The following is a 14,824-nucleotide window of genomic DNA, read 5'->3' as shown; positions in this document are numbered from 1 at the left end:
AGAACATCATGCCACCGCACGTCCAGCCGCACAGTCAATACACGGCCACCTTGCACCATGCCCGGATCAATGCCCTGGAGGGTGAGCGTTTCGGCGTCGTCAGTAGCGACGGGCGACGTTTCTGGCTCAAACCCGCAGCCGGGTGCCTGCTACACCCGGCACTGGGCGATGCGGTGCTGATCTGCGTGGAGGGTGCGAGCGGCTACATCCTTACCGTGCTGGAGCGCGACAGCACCACGCCCGCACGCTTGAGTGTGGACGGCGACCTGCACCTGCAACTGCCAACAGGTGCGTTGCAGGTGCAGGCACGGGACGGTATCAACCTGGACGCCGGCGCCGCACTCGCCGTGCACAGCGCCAGCGTCCTGTTGCACAGCACCCACGCCTGCCTGACCACTAAAACGCTGCAGGTCAGCGGTGAACGCGCCGACAGCTATTGGCTGCAACGCCATGACACTGCGCTGCACGCGCACCAATACGTGCAGGTGCACACAGCGGAGTTCGGCGACAGTCGGCGCCGCGTGGAGGGGCACGAAGACCTGTACGCAGGCTCGGTCAGCCAGCAGGTGAAAAACGACTGGCAATTGCGTGGCGAAACCCTCGACCTGTTCGCCGACAGTACTGTCGCGCTGGATGGCCAGCGCATCAAACTCGGTTAGGAGCTCCCTATGTACATGCTGACCAATGATGGCGCGGTGGCAACCGCCACCGCACCCGACATGTGTAATACACCAAGCCCGGCCGGGCCTGTACCAATGCCTTATCCCAACATTGCCGACACCAGCATGGCGGATCCCGGTGGCTTGGTTGCAAAAGTGCTGGTGATGGGCATGCCGGCGATGAACGTGATGAGCAAAGTGACAGTCAGCAATGGCGATCAGGCGGGCGCCGCAGGCGGCCTGGTCAGCGGCAGAATCATGGGTGAAATGACCTTCCTCAACGCCAGCACCTGCGTGATGGTCGGCGGCAAGCCTGCCGTACGGATGACCTGCCTGACCGGCCATAACGGCGCGCCCCAGAATACCGTGGGTATGGTCAGCGCCCCCGGCCAGACTAAGGTCTTGGTGTTGCGATGAACACTGTTGCGCTGAAAACTGCTGCGCTGAAAACGATTGGCGTGCTGTGGCTCGTCCTATTCCTATTGCTCAGCGCCTGCAGCAGTAACGCCCTGACACCACAGCAACAGGCGCTGAGCGAGCTGAAATGGAATTACGCCGATGACAGCATTGAATTGACGCTGACCGCCGACAAAGATCTCAACCAATACGACGGCCAGCCACACTCGCTCCTGTTGGTCGTGACCCAGTTCGCTCAACCTAACGCCTTCAGTGCCTATGCCGGCAGCAGTCAGCAACTGAGCAAGCTGTTGCTGATGCCCAGCGCACCGCCGGACCTGATTGGCCTGACCCGCCTGTTTATCGAGCCCGGCCAAACCCGTACCGTGCGCCTGCCACGCCTGGAGGGCGCAAAAATGGTCGGTATCAGCGCCGGCTACGCCCACTTGGACCCGCAGCGCAGCGTCAAGCTCTACCGCATTGGCGTGGACGTGACCTCTACCGGGTTCTTCAGCAAAACCTGGTCAGCCTGCCCCAAACCCCTCGCCATCCATCTACTGCTTGGGCCTGACGCGCTATTGCGCAGCCAGCAAAGCCGGCTGGCGAAGCCTGCCACCGAGCAGCCCGTCGAAGGCGAAATCAGCTTGCCTGGCGTGAGCCAATGATGGCTGTTGCGCGTGTTTCCTCTCTCTGTCGAGGTGCCCTATGAACATCGACAAACCGCTTTACTGGCATCAAGGCCTGTTCCTGCAACCGCAGCACTTTCAACACAATGACGCACGCCTGGAAAACCTCATGACCAGGCACCTGGCCTGCCTGCAACCGCATGCCTGGGGGCTGGTATCGATGCGCTTGAGTGAGGCGGCACTGGCGTCCCGTCAATGTCGAATTGAACAGCTGTCGGTGCGGTTTACCGACGGCAGCCTGGTGGAGTACCCCGGTAATGCCATGCTGGAGTGCCGCCCACTGGCGCAGGCAGACTTTGCCCGTGACAGCCGCACACTGTATGTCGGCCTCAAGCGCAGCCAGCCGGGCGAACCTGACGCGCAGGTATTCGAAGACCTGCAAGACGCCGAAAAAGCCAGCGTGCGCTTCGCGGTGAGGGCCGACCCGCAACCCCTGAATGATCGGCACGCAGAAGCCCCCGAAGCGCTGGTACGGCAAATGTGCTACGTCTTGCGCTTATTCTGGGAAGAGGAGCTGGACAACCTCGGCGCCTATGAGCTGTTGCCTGTCGCGCGGTTGGAGCACGACGGTGACCGCATTCATTTGTGCGAACGTTACATCGCCCCTTGCGTGATGATCGGTGCCTCGCCAGCGTTAATGCAAACGTTGCGCGATACCCGTGACGAATTGGTCAGCCGAGCCCGACAGTTGGAGGTCTTCAAGCAATCAGGCGATGCGCGTTATGGCGACTTCGATGCCGCACACACGCAAAATTTGCTCGCATTGGTCACCCTTAACCGTTACGGCCCACTGCTGACGCATTTTCTGGAAACACCGCAAGTTTCACCGTGGCAGGTGTATGGGACGCTGCGCCAGTTGGTGGGTGAACTGAGTGTGTTCAGCGAGCGCTGCGACATGCTGGGGCAAACCGCCGATGGCCGTTCGTTGTTGGCGCCCTATCACCATGAAGAGTCCGGCCAGGCCATCACTCTGGCGGCTGGGTTAATAGGCCAATTGCTTAACGAGATCAGCGTCGGCGCAGAACTGCTGGTGCGGTTGCTGCCCTGCGATGGGTTGTTCCAGAGCGCCCTGCCTGACGCCTTTGTTGGCCCGCGCCACCGCTACTATCTAGTGGTGCGCAGCGAGGGTGATCCGACGCGACTCGCGCAGAACCTGGAACTGGACGGCAAGCTGGGCGCCCCGCAGCACATGCCTGACCTGATCAGCCGTGCATTACCGGGGGTTGAACTGATTTTCCTGCACGTGCCGCCGCAAGGCATGCCCCGCCGGCCCGGAGCCCTCTATTACCGACTGGAACCACTGAGTGACGCCTGGGAAAAAATCTGCAGCGCGCAGGCCGCCGCGCTGTTTATGCCTGATGCCCCGGCAGACTTGTTGGTAGAGCTGGTGGCGGTACGCGCATGAACGAAAGTCGCTTGGCCGACTGCTGGGTCGGCATCTTTGAAACCACTCATGGCGTCATCGCCGATCCCGCTGCGTCGGCGGCCACCGCGAAAGCAACCCTCACCCACCAGCTGGACCTTGCGGTCGATCGCGCCCGTGAGCTCGGTTACCTCGAAACGTGGGTGCGCGAATCACTGTTTTCGGTCGTGGCCTGGGTGGATGAAACGGCAATGACCACCCTGTGGTGCGGCGCCGTCGACTGGCGTCGGTCGCCCTTACAGCGCCACTACTTTTCTACCACACGGGCTGGGGTCGAGTTTTTCCAGCGCTTGCAGGCGCTACCGGAGGATGCCGGGCCGGTTCGCGAGGTGTTTGGCCTGGCCCTGCTCGCGGGTTTCGCCGGTCACTACGCAACGCGCCCAGGCGATGAACTGGCCGACTTTCGCCGCAAATGCCTGCAACGCATTGCCCGTGACGGCCAGATGCGCACGCTGGACGCGTCCAGCAGGTTATTTGCCCCGCCGTCATTCGGTGCCACAGCCGCGCGCGCGCAGACGCGTCGGCGAGTGCCCATGTTGGTGCTTGTCGCGTTGATCGTGATTCCGCTACTGGGCCTGGCAGCCCTTTACATCGGCCTGGACAGGCCGCTGGCAACGGCTGCCGCGATGCTGATGGAGACCCATTGAAATGTTGAAAAAAGCGCTAGTGGCGGTGTTCTGGATGGTCGCGCTGATGACGCTGGGGTGCGCCTGTTGGGTAGTCGTGGTGCTGTGCGGCTGGCCACTGTGGTGTTTGCCGTTGATGGTCATTGGTGTGTTGTCTGGCGGCTGGTTGCTGTTGTGGACCGTGCGGCAATGGCAAGGTTGGCGCCTGCGCAAGCACCTGCAGCGTGACCTGCCGGACCGCGTCGCGCCCCTCAGCCCCGATGTCGATCAGTGCTGGAACGACGGTGTGCGCTTGCTGCGCCAGTCGCGTTTGGGCCGCTCGGGCTATTTTGGCTCGGCACTGCATGCCCTGCCCTGGTTCATGCTGCTCGGTGATACCAGCAGCGACAAAAGCACACTGCTGGCCCATAGCGGCTTGGCTACGCCGTTACGTTCAGCTCGGCATAAGGTTCTCAACTGGTGGTTCTTTGAACATGCGGTGGTACTCGACCCCGCCAAACCCTTGCTCGACTGCGCCAGTGCCTGGAAACGCCTAATGGTACGCCTGGCACGTTCACGGCGGCGCGAGCCGTTGAACGGCGTGATTCTGGCGATTGCGATTGAGCGTCTGCAAGAAAAGAATAACGCTTACCTGCAAGCGCTTGGGCAGAACCTGCGTCAGCAGGTGGATGACCTGGTGACGGTGTTCGGAGCACGCCTGCCGGTGTACCTGGTGCTTACAGGCGCTGAGCGCATCGAAGGCATGCACGAATGGGCCGCCAGTCTCAATCAGGATCAACGCCAGCAGGCACTCGGTCTGCTGGCCGACGCGGGCGATGCAGATGCCCAGGGGTTTCTGGACAAGGTACTGGGGGAAATCAATCGTCGTCTCTTCGAACTGCGTATCGACCTTGGCCAGCGCGGGTTACCCAGTGCCCAGGCGCTGCATGTGCCTGAGCGCGTTGGTGCGCTGCGTCCGGCCCTCGAGCAATTGTTGTTACCCGCGTTTGACCGCAACCCGTACTGCGCCCCGCCGTTGTTGTCCGGCCTGTTTTTAACCGGCCAAGGTGTCGATGAAAATGGCAGCCCGGTCGGCTGGTTCAGCCGTGAGCTGTTTGACCGAGTGCTGCCTGTGCAACGCTTCGCGTATCGCTCCATCGACGGTTGGCGGCACTGGCGTCGTTGGTCAGGGCATGCAGCCATCGTGCTGTGGTTAGTCGCTTGCGGCGCCCTGGCCACGCTGCTGATTGACTCCAGCAGCCATGTGCGTCACGAACTGGACCTGATGACTCAGGAATGGCCGCGCACCCGCGCTTTTGGCAACGGGCTGGACCAGGATCTGCAAACCTTCCAGCAGCAGCACCAGTTCATCGAGAGCCTTGAGCATGAACTGGCCCCGAGCTGGAAGCGCTGGCTGCCGTTCCACCACCGGGTCAGTCAAGTGATCGGCTACGACCGCGCGCAGTACGTCACCGCGTTCGACAATAACGTGCAGCGTCCTTTGTTCATGAAACTGCTGCCTGATCAGTTGCAAGCGATTGCGACCAGTCACAACGACACACTTATCGCCAGCTACGCGGAGCTGTTGGTACGGCAAATCAACTTGATCAATGCGCGGCTCGTCGGTGGTTCACTGGATGCCTTGCCGGGGCCGGGCGAACAATTGCTGCCGCTGCTGGGCCAATTGCTACCCGACCAGGTGCCCAGTGCAACGCAGGCGCGCTCGTTGAGTCACAGTTTCAAAGCTTATCTGAGGTGGCAAACCGACGAGCACGCCTTGGTTGAAGAGCGTGCCAACGCCCTGCGCCAGCTTAACGGCCTGGGGCTGGCCACTCGGTCGTTGTCTTGGCTGGAGGCCTGGGCGGACCAGCAGTCCCAATTGCCCAGCCTTCGTTATTCTGACTTCATGCAGGTGCCACCCTCTGCCGAAGCGGCCCTGCCCCGGGCGTTCACCGTTGAGGGACGCAATGCGATTCTGGGCTTCATTGATGAGTGGGTCTGTGCGATGGGCAATCAGGCCGAATGGAAAAATCAACGTGAGCATTTTCTTGTTCAGTATCAAAATGACACGCAGGATGCCTGGTATCGCTTTATCGAAGGTTACCTCTCGATGAATCCAGCTGATCGGGACAATCAAGCTCAATCGCGCGACATCCTCAGCACTGTTGGCACAGCGCGTGAGCCCTCCCGCCAACTGCTGCAACGCACCGCCGCGCGTGTCGCACTGATCCCGGTGGCCAACCGCAGGCCCTGGGCACAGTTGAGCGTGCACGTGAACCGTCTGCTTGAACTGGCGCAAACAGCGCCTGCGTCGGGTCACGCCAGCCTGCTTGGCAACTTACGCACCGCGAATGACCTGGGTAGCGACGTGCTCAAGGGCAGCGTCAGCAGCGGTTCCGTCGCAAAGGGCGTGGATGCCGTGAACACCGATATGAGCCAGGCAAAAGCGCTCAGCCAGTTCAACCAAAAGCTGCAGGCGGTGGCGACCGACCTGCGCAAGAGTGATGCACAAGCGTTCCAGGTGGCCCTAGATAATTGGGGCTATGGCAATGATCCGTCGATCAAATCCGCGGGCCTGTGGGAAGCACAGGACCTGCGCGAAGGATTGCGCCGACAACTGACACAAGGTGACGCGAGCGAGCCGGTCGTGTGGAAACTGGCTTTCGGTGGCCTGGACTTTGCGATGGACTATGCCGGGCAGGTTGCCGCTTGCCAGTTGCAGCAAGACTGGAACAGCCAGGTATTGAGCGCCGTGGCGGGTGTGCACGACCCGGTGGTGTTGACTGACACGCTGTATGGCGAGCGCGGTGAAGTGCCCAAGTTTCTCACAGGCCCGATCAAGACCTTTATCCAGCAGGATGCACAGGGTTTCAAAGCGGTTACTGCATTGGGGCATAAAGTGCCCTTCAACGATGGGTTTCTCACCTACGCCGGGCGCCTGCAACATGCCCAGTCGGACCTGGCAGTGGCCAAGCGCCAAAACGCTGCGCAGCAGGCTGAACGCCAGGCGCAACGACAAAACCTGCAAGCTGCGCAAAAGGCGTTGCAGGCACAGCAAGCGACATTGCAGCCGCAGCTCAACCTGCCAGCCAATGCCGCCGTGGTCGGCATCCAGGCGACGCCCGTGTCGATCAACCTTGGCGCCAGGCAATTACCCCAGCAAACCCGACTGACATTGCAATGCAGCAGCCACTCAAACGTGCTGGATAACTTTAATTTCCCTACCAGTACCGACTTCACGTGGGCGCCCGGGGCTTGCGGCGATGTCAGCCTGCAGGTACGGTTTGCACATTACACACTGACTAAACATTGGCCCGGTGCGCAGGGGTTCATCGACTTTTTGCAGACGTTTGCCAGCGGTCAGCGCACCCTCACCCCTGACGACTTTCCCGAGCAGCGTGACCTGATGGCCAGCGATAACATTACCCACCTGACACTCACCTACCGCTACACCGGCGCCGACAGCTTGTTACGTACCGAACAACAAGCTCAGGCGGCGAGTAGCCAGGCCAAGGCGATTGATGAACAGTTGAAGACCATCAATGACCAACTGACGGCCATGGATGCCCAGGACGCGGCAGAGACAATGGGCGAAGCCGCGCAGGGCAGCATTACCGAACGGCGGTTGGCTGCGCAGCGCCCCCCGGCGCAGATTGCCTACTGCCGGGCGTACGCCCCTGAGCCTGGATTTTCGTCCACCCTCAAGGCACCGCCTGAATGAAAGCGTTATGGCGCAGGTCCCTGGCGTTGCGCATCACCTGCGCGCTGGTAGTAGTGCTGGCGGGCAGTTGGTGTGTAGCAACCGGGCTGAGTGCGTGGCGTGTCTACCATCAACTGGAGCGTGAGTCACTGCAGGAGCTCAGTCAACGCGTGGAGCTGATCACTCGCGTCGACAACGATGATTTGCAAGAGGCCGCCGATGGCGCGCGCAGGTTATTGCGACTATGGCGCAGCCCGGTGAGCGAAGAACTCGACATGCCGTCACCGCGCAGCACGCTTTACTGGCTTTCCGACCCGAGTGCCAAGCCGTCGACGAAACTGCCCCGTGCCGCTGTGGCTGCGGAAGCCTATGGCGCTGCGGGTCAGTCGATGATTGTTGATACGTTTTTCTACTTTCCAGGTGTCGGCGCGGCCTTTTCCACGGGCCCCTACCCCATCAAAGGATTCACCGCCAGCCGTGCCACCTACCTGCGAGACTTGAGTAAACGCCTGCCCGATGCAAAGGCCGACATCGTCTGGGATGGGCCTGTCTATGATGCCCATACCGGGCAGCAACTGATCACCGTGGCCGCTATAGGCCGCGACAAGAACGGTAAGGTGGAAGTCATTACCGGTTATGACCTGCAACTCAATGACCGTTTTGCGCGCATGTCGCAGTTACTGCGCGGGTACAACGGCTTCATCATCGACCACACGGGGCTGCCCATCGCATCGCTGCCCGCAGGCGCACCCAGAGACTACCAGTACCTGACGACGCCGTTACCGGGCCTGGACATACATGGCACCTTTCCTCAACAGCTTAAACTCAGCCATGGCACTGCGGTGGTCGCGCGCCTGGACGTACTGGATTGGTACCTGGTGTCGCTTTACCCACGAGCGCGTCTGCGCGCCAACACCTTGCAACTGATCATGAACGAAGCGCCGTTTGCCATCATCGGTCTGGTGCTGTTGACGCTGGGCTTGCTGACCGTACTGCGCCAACAACTGGCACGCCCGCTGGCCGGCTTCGCCCAGGCCATTGAAGAAACCCGCCACTCCGATGACCTGACACGCCGCTTGCCGGTGGTACGTGACGATGAACTGGGGCGTTTTGCCCGCGCCTATAACGACCTGCTCGACACCGTTCACCGGGAGCGCCTGGGGCTTGAAAGCCAAGTACAAGCACGCACTTGCGAGTTGCGTGAAGCGTGGCAGAGCGCCGACCGGGCGAATCTGCTCAGGGGGGAGTTCCTGGCGAACATGAGTCACGAAATTCGCACCCCGCTCAACGCGATCATCGGCATGAGCCATCTGCTCGCTGACACGTCTGCGGGCGCGCCAGAGCGGCGCTTCGTAGCTTCTATCCGCGATAACGGTGATGCGCTGCTGGCACTGATCAACGACATTCTTGATTTCTCCAAAATTGAGTCGGGCAACCTCACCGTGGAGCACACGCCCTTTGACCTGGCGGCGCAGGTTGCCGAGGCGATCAACGTGCTTACGCCGCGTGCTCAAGAGAAACGCCTGCGCCTTAGCGTGCACGTCGCCGGCGATGTGCCGACTGGCGTCAAGGGCGACCCGCTGCGCTTGCGCCAGATACTGCTCAACCTGCTCGGCAATGCCATCAAGTTCACCCCGAGCGGTTCTGTGCGATTGCTGGTGTGGAAGGGTTCGGAGGGCAACGTGGGTTTTAGTGTCGAAGACACAGGTATTGGTATTGCCGAGGATAAGCAGGCGCAGATTTTCGATGCTTTTCGCCAAGCCGACGCCTCGACCACCCGTGAGTACGGCGGTACTGGGTTGGGCCTTTCAATCAGTCACCGCCTGGCGCAGCTCATGGGCGGCGAGTTAAGGGTCAAAAGCGCACCGGGCAACGGCTCGACGTTTACCCTTGTGCTACCCCTGCCGCCCCTGGCCGCTGATGAACCTATCGTAGCGCCGGTACGCGAGGACATGGACACGCTGTGTGGCCACGCTTACCAACTCAACGTTCTGGTGGTTGACGATGTGCCGACCAACCGTGAAATCGCCTGCCTGTATCTTGAGCGGTTCGGGCATCGCTATCAGTGCGCGAGCAATGGAGAGCAAGCCTTGCAACTGCTGGGCAAAGTGATCTTCGACGTGGTCTTGATGGACAGCCAGATGCCGGTAATGGGTGGGGTGGAAACCATCCGCAAATTACGCTCGGGTGCGTACGGCGTGCTCGACGAAGAGACGTGGGTGATTGCACTGACAGCGAATGCCATGACGAGTGACCGCGAAGAGTTCCTGCGCCAAGGCGCCAGTGCCTACCTGGCTAAACCCGTGTTGCCAGGCCAACTGTTCAGGGCGCTGGAGAGCGCCATTGCCTGGCAGATCAAGCGCGGCATGGAGCTTGCGCCCATGCCCGTGGGCAACATCAACCCCCAGCAGAGTAATACCGCTCACGTCTCACCCACCTCACCGCTCATGACGCCGCGCCTGCGCGAACTGTTTCGTGTCGACACCCAGCGTTTACTCGGTTTGATGCGCACGGCCTGCGATGCGGCTGATCATGCTGAGCTCGCGCATCTGGCACACACGCTCAGAGGCACCTGCGGGCAATTTGGCGAACAGGAACTGGAGCATCTCGCCCGCCTGCTTGAGGACAGTACAGAACAACAATACGCTAACTGCGAAGCCGCTTTGCGCAGTCTTGAAACTGCGTGCGCGCGGCTGTTTTGCAATAACGCCCTCAAAGGATGACCTATGGCTGACTATCGGATCGTGGTAGTAGATGACCACCCATTGATGCGTGAGGGTTTGCGTGCCCTGCTGCTTGATGTACCTGGAATCAGGATCGTCGGCGAAGCCGAGAATGGCCGCCAGGCATTGGATGTCTGTCGCGCCCTGGAACCGGATTTGCTGCTGCTGGACCTGAACATGCCGGTGATGGACGGCATTTCCGCATTACCGCTTATACGCCAGCGCTGGCCGAGTATTCGCATCCTGGCCCTCACCTCGCGTCTCAGCGAGCAAAACGCCGCCCTCGCGCTGGATGCCGGCGCTGATGGTTACGTGCTCAAAAACAGTACCAGTGACGTGCTTGTCACGGCTATTGCCACCTTGCTCACGGGCAAGCCGTTTCTGGATGCGCATTTAAACACCGACCAGGTCGCTGCACTGCGCGCCAACAGCAGCACACAATCAGGCATCACTCTGACCGATCGCGAACGCCAGGTGCTCAAATTGGTGGCTGAGGGCGCGCGCAACCGCGATGTTGCCGAACTGCTATGTATCAGCTTGAAAACCGTCGAAACCCATCGTTTGAACTTGATGAAAAAACTCGATGCGCACAATGCTGCGGACCTTACTCAATGGGCATTCAAGCTGGGCGTGTGCATCCAGGAGTGATTCAGGTATTCACCGGAGGGTGGCGGCTGCCAGCCCTCAGTAATCTGACTCCATCGCGAAGCGGCTCGAGGCCCATCGCGTATGTTCACCTCAATGAATGAACTGGAGTACTCGTTATGCCAATGCCCTGCTATCTCACACTGGAAGGCCAGAACCAAGGCAAAATCGAAGGTTCGACCAAAGTCCAGGGCCACGAAGGCAAGATCCTCGTGCAGGCCATAGACCACACCATCGAAATACCGAAAAACCCTCAAACCGGGCTCCCGACAGGCAAGCGCGTGCATGGCGCAATGACCCTCACCAAGGAAATCGACAAAGGCTCGCCCAAGCTTTTCCAAGCGCTGACGTCTGGGGAGCAAATGAAAACTGTGTCCCTGGAGTTCTATCGCATCTCGCCTAAAGGCACTGAAGAGAAGTACTACACGGTAAAGCTTGAGAATGCGGTGCTGGTGTCTATGAAGTCATGGACGCCTAACTGCCTGGACCCGAACAACAAGCAAATGGGCCACATGGAAGACCTGGCGTTTACCTACGAAAAAGTCACCTGGACGTACGAGCCCGACGGTATCGAAGCCGAAGATTCGTGGTTGGCGCCTAAGGTATAGGAAGACAACGAAGGCTACGGCGACTAGCTCCGCGTAGCCTTCGCCCGCATTCGCAGGACGCTGTAGATCTCAGCAATCACCTGAGCCGTGGCGTCCTCGATCGTTGTTTCATTACGGCATAAAACCCAGCCTTGATCGGTCATCGCGCGCTCGAACGCCTGCGTACACGCGACATGTTCTTCCAGCGTATGGATCACCGTACTGCTCAGCCCGCGCCGTCGTCCGGCTGCCCTCGCCCATGAAATATCAGGGGCGGTGACAACGCCGACATGCAGGTCAGGCACTCGCACATTTCGATCAATATTTAACTGCAGAATGTCTGCAAACCGCACGATTCGGCGAAACGCTGCATCGGAGGGGTACCAGCGATCAATCAAGATGATGCTACCGGGTGGCTGTTTAGTCAGTACGTGCTGGGAAATCCAGGCACGGCTATCCGCAAAGCGCTCACACACCCTCAACTCCAAATCCCGGTTGGGGTTTCTGACGAGTGCGTTTACGAGAGCCATTGTTTCAGCCCTATGGGGATCGCTTTTTTGCTCGCTGAGTCGGATCACCTTTTGGTTGCCTGCCCTCAGTGCTTGGGTAACGGCCTCCAAAAGCGTGGTTTTGCCCGTTCCCTTGGGCCCATCGAGAGAAACAAATAGTGGACGACTCATACTTCACATAATGATTGATAGCGGGTTTAGTTACCCTGTTCGTCCGCCCGACCGCTGGGCGTGATGACGCGAACCGAGTGCAGCGCCCATATGAACAGACATTACTGAAGGCGTCGATCATCAATTGGCAAACCCGCTATCAAGCTACCCCGCCCGATTCCAAAGCAGGCGGACTCAAGGATGATCCCTCAGCAAAAACGAGGTCCCCCACGCCAGCGGCGCCAACTCCAAATGCGCCGCCAGCGTCTGGCCAATATCGGCAAAGCTGCCGCGCTCGCCCAACCAGCCTGCTGCCACGCCTGCACCGTACGCCAACACGGGCACATGCTCGCGGGTGTGATCGCTGCCAGGCCGAGACGGGTCGCAACCGTGGTCGGCGCTGATGATCAGCAACGTTTGCGGGTCCATCAACGCCAATAACGCCGGCAGCCTGCGGTCGAAAGCTTCCAGCGCGGCAGCGTAGCCGGCCAGGTCGCGGCGGTGGCCGTAGAGCATGTCGAAGTCGACGAAGTTGGCAAACACCAGGCTGTTGTCTGGCGCCTCCCGGAAGGCCTTGAGTGTGGCATCGAACAGCGCATCGTTGCCGTCGGCCTTGTACAACCGGCTGATGCCGCGGTGCGCGAAGATATCGCCGATTTTGCCCACCGCATGCACGCTGCCGCCGGCTTCGCACACGCGATCAAGCAGCGTCGGCGACGGCGGTGGCACCGTGTAGTCGCGGCGATTGCCAGTGCGGCGGAACTCGCCCGCGTGCTCGCCGGTGAACGGTCGAGCAATGACCCTGCCGACGGTGTATTCATCACACAAATCGCGTGCGATTTCACACACCCGGTACAGCTCATCAAGCCCGAAATGGCTTTCATGAGCGGCGATCTGCATCACGCTGTCGGCCGAGGTGTAGCAAATCGGCTGCTTGCTGCGGATGTGTGCCTCACCCAAGTCGTCCAGCACTGTGGTGCCTGAGGCGTGGCAGTTGCCCAGGATACCCGGCAACCCTGCCCGCTCAATCAGGTCGGCCAGCAACTGTGGCGGGAAGGAGTCGACCGGCCGCTCGAAATACCCCCAGTCGAACAACACCGGCACGCCCATCATCTCCCAATGCCCGGAAGGCGTGTCCTTGCCTGACGATTGCTCCCGCGCATGGCCGTAGGCACCGACCGGTGCCGCGTCTCCCCAGTGGCCCGGCAACGGTCCATCACCACTGGCCGCCGCTGCGGCCCCCAACCCCAACCGCCCCAGATTCGGCAGGCACAACGGCCCCTGGCGCAACGGGCCATTGGCTTCGCCACGGGCACACGCCTGGGCGATATGGCGCAAGGTGTCGGCGCCTGCATCGCCAAACAGGGCCGCGTCGGCACTGGCGCCGATGCCCAACGAATCCAGCACCAACACGATGGCCTTGCTCATAGCATTGCCTGGATCAAGTCGCGTGCGGCCAGGCGTTCACCGCCTAGCCGGTAGGCTGCGCGCAAGGCGGATGCGCCCTGCCCGGCCTGCTCTTTAGTGCGTGCGTGTACCCAACCCAAAGGCCGTTGCGCGCTCACCTGTTCACCAACAAAGGCCAACTCGCTGAAGCCGACGGACAGGTCCAGCACGTCGTCGGGATGACTGCGCCCGCCGCCCAATGCCACCACCGCCAAGCCCACCGCGCGGGTGTCGATCTCGGTGACGCAGCCCTCCTCCTCAGGCCACACCGGTACCGACACGGCGGCCTTGGGTAAATGCGCTTCGGGGTTGCCAGTAAAACCCTGCGGGCCGCCCAGTGCACTGACCATGCGCTCGAATCGCTGCAAGGCTGCCCCGCTCTCCCAGGCCTGATGCAATTGATCACGGGCGTGAGCGTCGTCCCTCGCAATACCGGCCATCGTCAGTACTTGAGTAGCCAGCGCCAAGGTCACCGCCCACAAGCGTTCACTGCGCACCTCGCCCTTGAGCACGGCGACCGCTTCGGCAACTTCCAGGGCGTTGCCGGCACTGCGGGCCAGTGGCTGGTTCATGTCAGTGATCAGCGCGCGGGTGTTGACCCCAGCGCCGTTGGCCACTGCGACGATGCTGGCGGCCAGCGCTCGCGCCTGTTCCGGCTCGGCCATGAAGGCGCCGTTGCCGGTCTTCACATCCATGATCAAGACGTCGAGGCCGGCGGCGAGTTTCTTGCCGAGGATCGACGCAGTGATCAGGTCAATCGACTCCACCGACCCGGTCACATCGCGGATCACATACAGGCGCTTATCCGCGGGCGCCAGGTTGGCGGTCTGGCCGATAATGGCGCAACCGACCTCGGCCACCACCGCGCGCAGGCGTTCAGGGCTGGGTTGGCAGTCGTAGCCGGGGATGCTTTCAAGCTTGTCCAGGGTGCCGCCGGTGTGCCCCAGGCCTCGCCCGGAAATCATCGGCACGTAACAGCCGCAGGCCGCCAGCAACGGCGCCAGCAGCAGGCTGATCATGTCGCCGACGCCACCGGTGGAATGCTTGTCCACGATTGGCCCGGGCAGGTCCCACTTCAGCACTTGGCCGGAGTCGCGCATCGCCTCGGTCAAGGCCAGACGTTCACTCACGTCCATGCCCTTGATGAATACCGCCATGGCGAACGCGGCCACCTGCCCATCGCTGAGGCTGCCGTCGGCAATGCCGGCGACAAACCGTTGAATGTCCATCGCACCAAGCGCATGCCCGTCGCGTTTACGCCGAATCACTTCTTGTGGCAACCACATACCGTGCTC

At 61.0% G+C, this 14,824-nt stretch carries 12 protein-coding genes; 9 read left to right on the top strand and 3 right to left on the bottom strand.

Annotated features, from left to right (window positions below; translation table 11 throughout):
• Positions 1-8 precede the first annotated feature (8 nt).
• From K0P33_RS15860 to K0P33_RS15820, 9 genes are all read left to right on the top strand, one after another.
• On the top strand, positions 9-659 hold the full coding sequence (locus K0P33_RS15860; RefSeq protein ID WP_083358417.1) for a DUF3540 domain-containing protein: 651 nt from the start codon (positions 9-11) through the stop codon (positions 657-659).
• A 9-nt stretch (positions 660-668) separates the two neighbouring features.
• Positions 669-1,076, top strand: a complete 408-nt coding sequence (locus tag K0P33_RS15855) for a DUF4150 domain-containing protein (protein ID WP_242149397.1) — start codon at positions 669-671, stop codon at positions 1,074-1,076.
• Complete coding sequence (gene tssJ / locus K0P33_RS15850; protein ID WP_094951059.1) at positions 1,073-1,720, top strand: type VI secretion system lipoprotein TssJ; 648 nt, start codon at positions 1,073-1,075, stop codon at positions 1,718-1,720. The genes K0P33_RS15855 and tssJ overlap by 4 nt, the downstream gene beginning before the upstream one ends.
• A 40-nt stretch (positions 1,721-1,760) precedes the next feature.
• On the top strand, positions 1,761-3,146 hold the full coding sequence (tssK, locus tag K0P33_RS15845) for a type VI secretion system baseplate subunit TssK (RefSeq protein WP_242149394.1): 1,386 nt from the start codon (positions 1,761-1,763) through the stop codon (positions 3,144-3,146).
• Positions 3,143-3,811 (top strand): DotU family type IV/VI secretion system protein, encoded by a 669-nt coding sequence (locus K0P33_RS15840; RefSeq protein WP_242149391.1) that lies wholly within the window; start codon positions 3,143-3,145, stop codon positions 3,809-3,811. The genes tssK and K0P33_RS15840 overlap by 4 nt, the downstream gene beginning before the upstream one ends.
• Position 3,812: 1 nt before the next feature.
• Entirely contained in the window at positions 3,813-7,490 is a 3,678-nt protein-coding gene (locus K0P33_RS15835; RefSeq protein ID WP_242149388.1) for a type VI secretion protein IcmF/TssM N-terminal domain-containing protein, read from the top strand.
• Positions 7,487-10,192, top strand: coding sequence for an ATP-binding protein (locus K0P33_RS15830; protein WP_242149385.1), 2,706 nt, complete (start codon positions 7,487-7,489; stop codon positions 10,190-10,192). The genes K0P33_RS15835 and K0P33_RS15830 overlap by 4 nt, the downstream gene beginning before the upstream one ends.
• A gap of 3 nt (positions 10,193-10,195) precedes the next feature.
• On the top strand, positions 10,196-10,840 hold the full coding sequence (locus K0P33_RS15825; protein WP_094951054.1) for a two component system response regulator: 645 nt from the start codon (positions 10,196-10,198) through the stop codon (positions 10,838-10,840).
• A 116-nt stretch (positions 10,841-10,956) separates the two neighbouring features.
• Positions 10,957-11,445: an Hcp family type VI secretion system effector gene (locus K0P33_RS15820; RefSeq protein WP_083358425.1), complete on the top strand. Its 489-nt coding sequence runs from the start codon at positions 10,957-10,959 to the stop codon at positions 11,443-11,445.
• Positions 11,446-11,468: 23 nt separating this feature from the next.
• Here K0P33_RS15820 and K0P33_RS15815 read toward each other — a convergent pair whose 3' ends face one another.
• From K0P33_RS15815 to deoA, 3 genes are all read right to left on the bottom strand, one after another.
• Positions 11,469-12,104, bottom strand: a complete 636-nt coding sequence (locus tag K0P33_RS15815; RefSeq protein ID WP_083358426.1) for a dTMP kinase — start codon at positions 12,102-12,104, stop codon at positions 11,469-11,471.
• Between the two features lie 174 nt (positions 12,105-12,278).
• On the bottom strand, positions 12,279-13,511 hold the full coding sequence (locus tag K0P33_RS15810; protein WP_242149382.1) for a phosphopentomutase: 1,233 nt from the start codon (positions 13,509-13,511) through the stop codon (positions 12,279-12,281).
• A complete protein-coding gene (gene deoA / locus K0P33_RS15805) occupies positions 13,508-14,815 on the bottom strand; it encodes a thymidine phosphorylase (RefSeq protein WP_242149379.1) in 1,308 nt (435 codons plus the stop codon). The genes K0P33_RS15810 and deoA overlap by 4 nt, the downstream gene beginning before the upstream one ends.
• Between the last annotated feature and the right edge of the window lie 9 nt (positions 14,816-14,824).

It is taken from the genome of Pseudomonas sp. ArH3a (assembly GCF_022648765.1).
Classification (GTDB): Bacteria; Pseudomonadota; Gammaproteobacteria; order Pseudomonadales; family Pseudomonadaceae; genus Aquipseudomonas.
This window is presented reverse-complemented; position numbering and strand designations above follow the sequence as displayed.

What these genes read in the sequence shown, in the direction of transcription:
- K0P33_RS15860 (WP_083358417.1), top strand. Translation starts at nt 9, where the DNA reads ATGCCACCGCACGTCCAGCCGCACAGTCAATACACGGCCACCTTGCAC.
- K0P33_RS15855 (WP_242149397.1), top strand. Translation starts at nt 669, where the DNA reads ATGTACATGCTGACCAATGATGGCGCGGTGGCAACCGCCACCGCACCC.
- tssJ (WP_094951059.1), top strand. Translation starts at nt 1,073, where the DNA reads ATGAACACTGTTGCGCTGAAAACTGCTGCGCTGAAAACGATTGGCGTG.
- tssK (WP_242149394.1), top strand. Translation starts at nt 1,761, where the DNA reads ATGAACATCGACAAACCGCTTTACTGGCATCAAGGCCTGTTCCTGCAA.
- K0P33_RS15840 (WP_242149391.1), top strand. Translation starts at nt 3,143, where the DNA reads ATGAACGAAAGTCGCTTGGCCGACTGCTGGGTCGGCATCTTTGAAACC.
- K0P33_RS15835 (WP_242149388.1), top strand. Translation starts at nt 3,813, where the DNA reads ATGTTGAAAAAAGCGCTAGTGGCGGTGTTCTGGATGGTCGCGCTGATG.
- K0P33_RS15830 (WP_242149385.1), top strand. Translation starts at nt 7,487, where the DNA reads ATGAAAGCGTTATGGCGCAGGTCCCTGGCGTTGCGCATCACCTGCGCG.
- K0P33_RS15825 (WP_094951054.1), top strand. Translation starts at nt 10,196, where the DNA reads ATGGCTGACTATCGGATCGTGGTAGTAGATGACCACCCATTGATGCGT.
- K0P33_RS15820 (WP_083358425.1), top strand. Translation starts at nt 10,957, where the DNA reads ATGCCAATGCCCTGCTATCTCACACTGGAAGGCCAGAACCAAGGCAAA.
- K0P33_RS15815 (WP_083358426.1), bottom strand. Translation starts at nt 12,104, where the DNA reads ATGAGTCGTCCACTATTTGTTTCTCTCGATGGGCCCAAGGGAACGGGC.
- K0P33_RS15810 (WP_242149382.1), bottom strand. Translation starts at nt 13,511, where the DNA reads ATGAGCAAGGCCATCGTGTTGGTGCTGGATTCGTTGGGCATCGGCGCC.
- deoA (WP_242149379.1), bottom strand. Translation starts at nt 14,815, where the DNA reads ATGTGGTTGCCACAAGAAGTGATTCGGCGTAAACGCGACGGGCATGCG.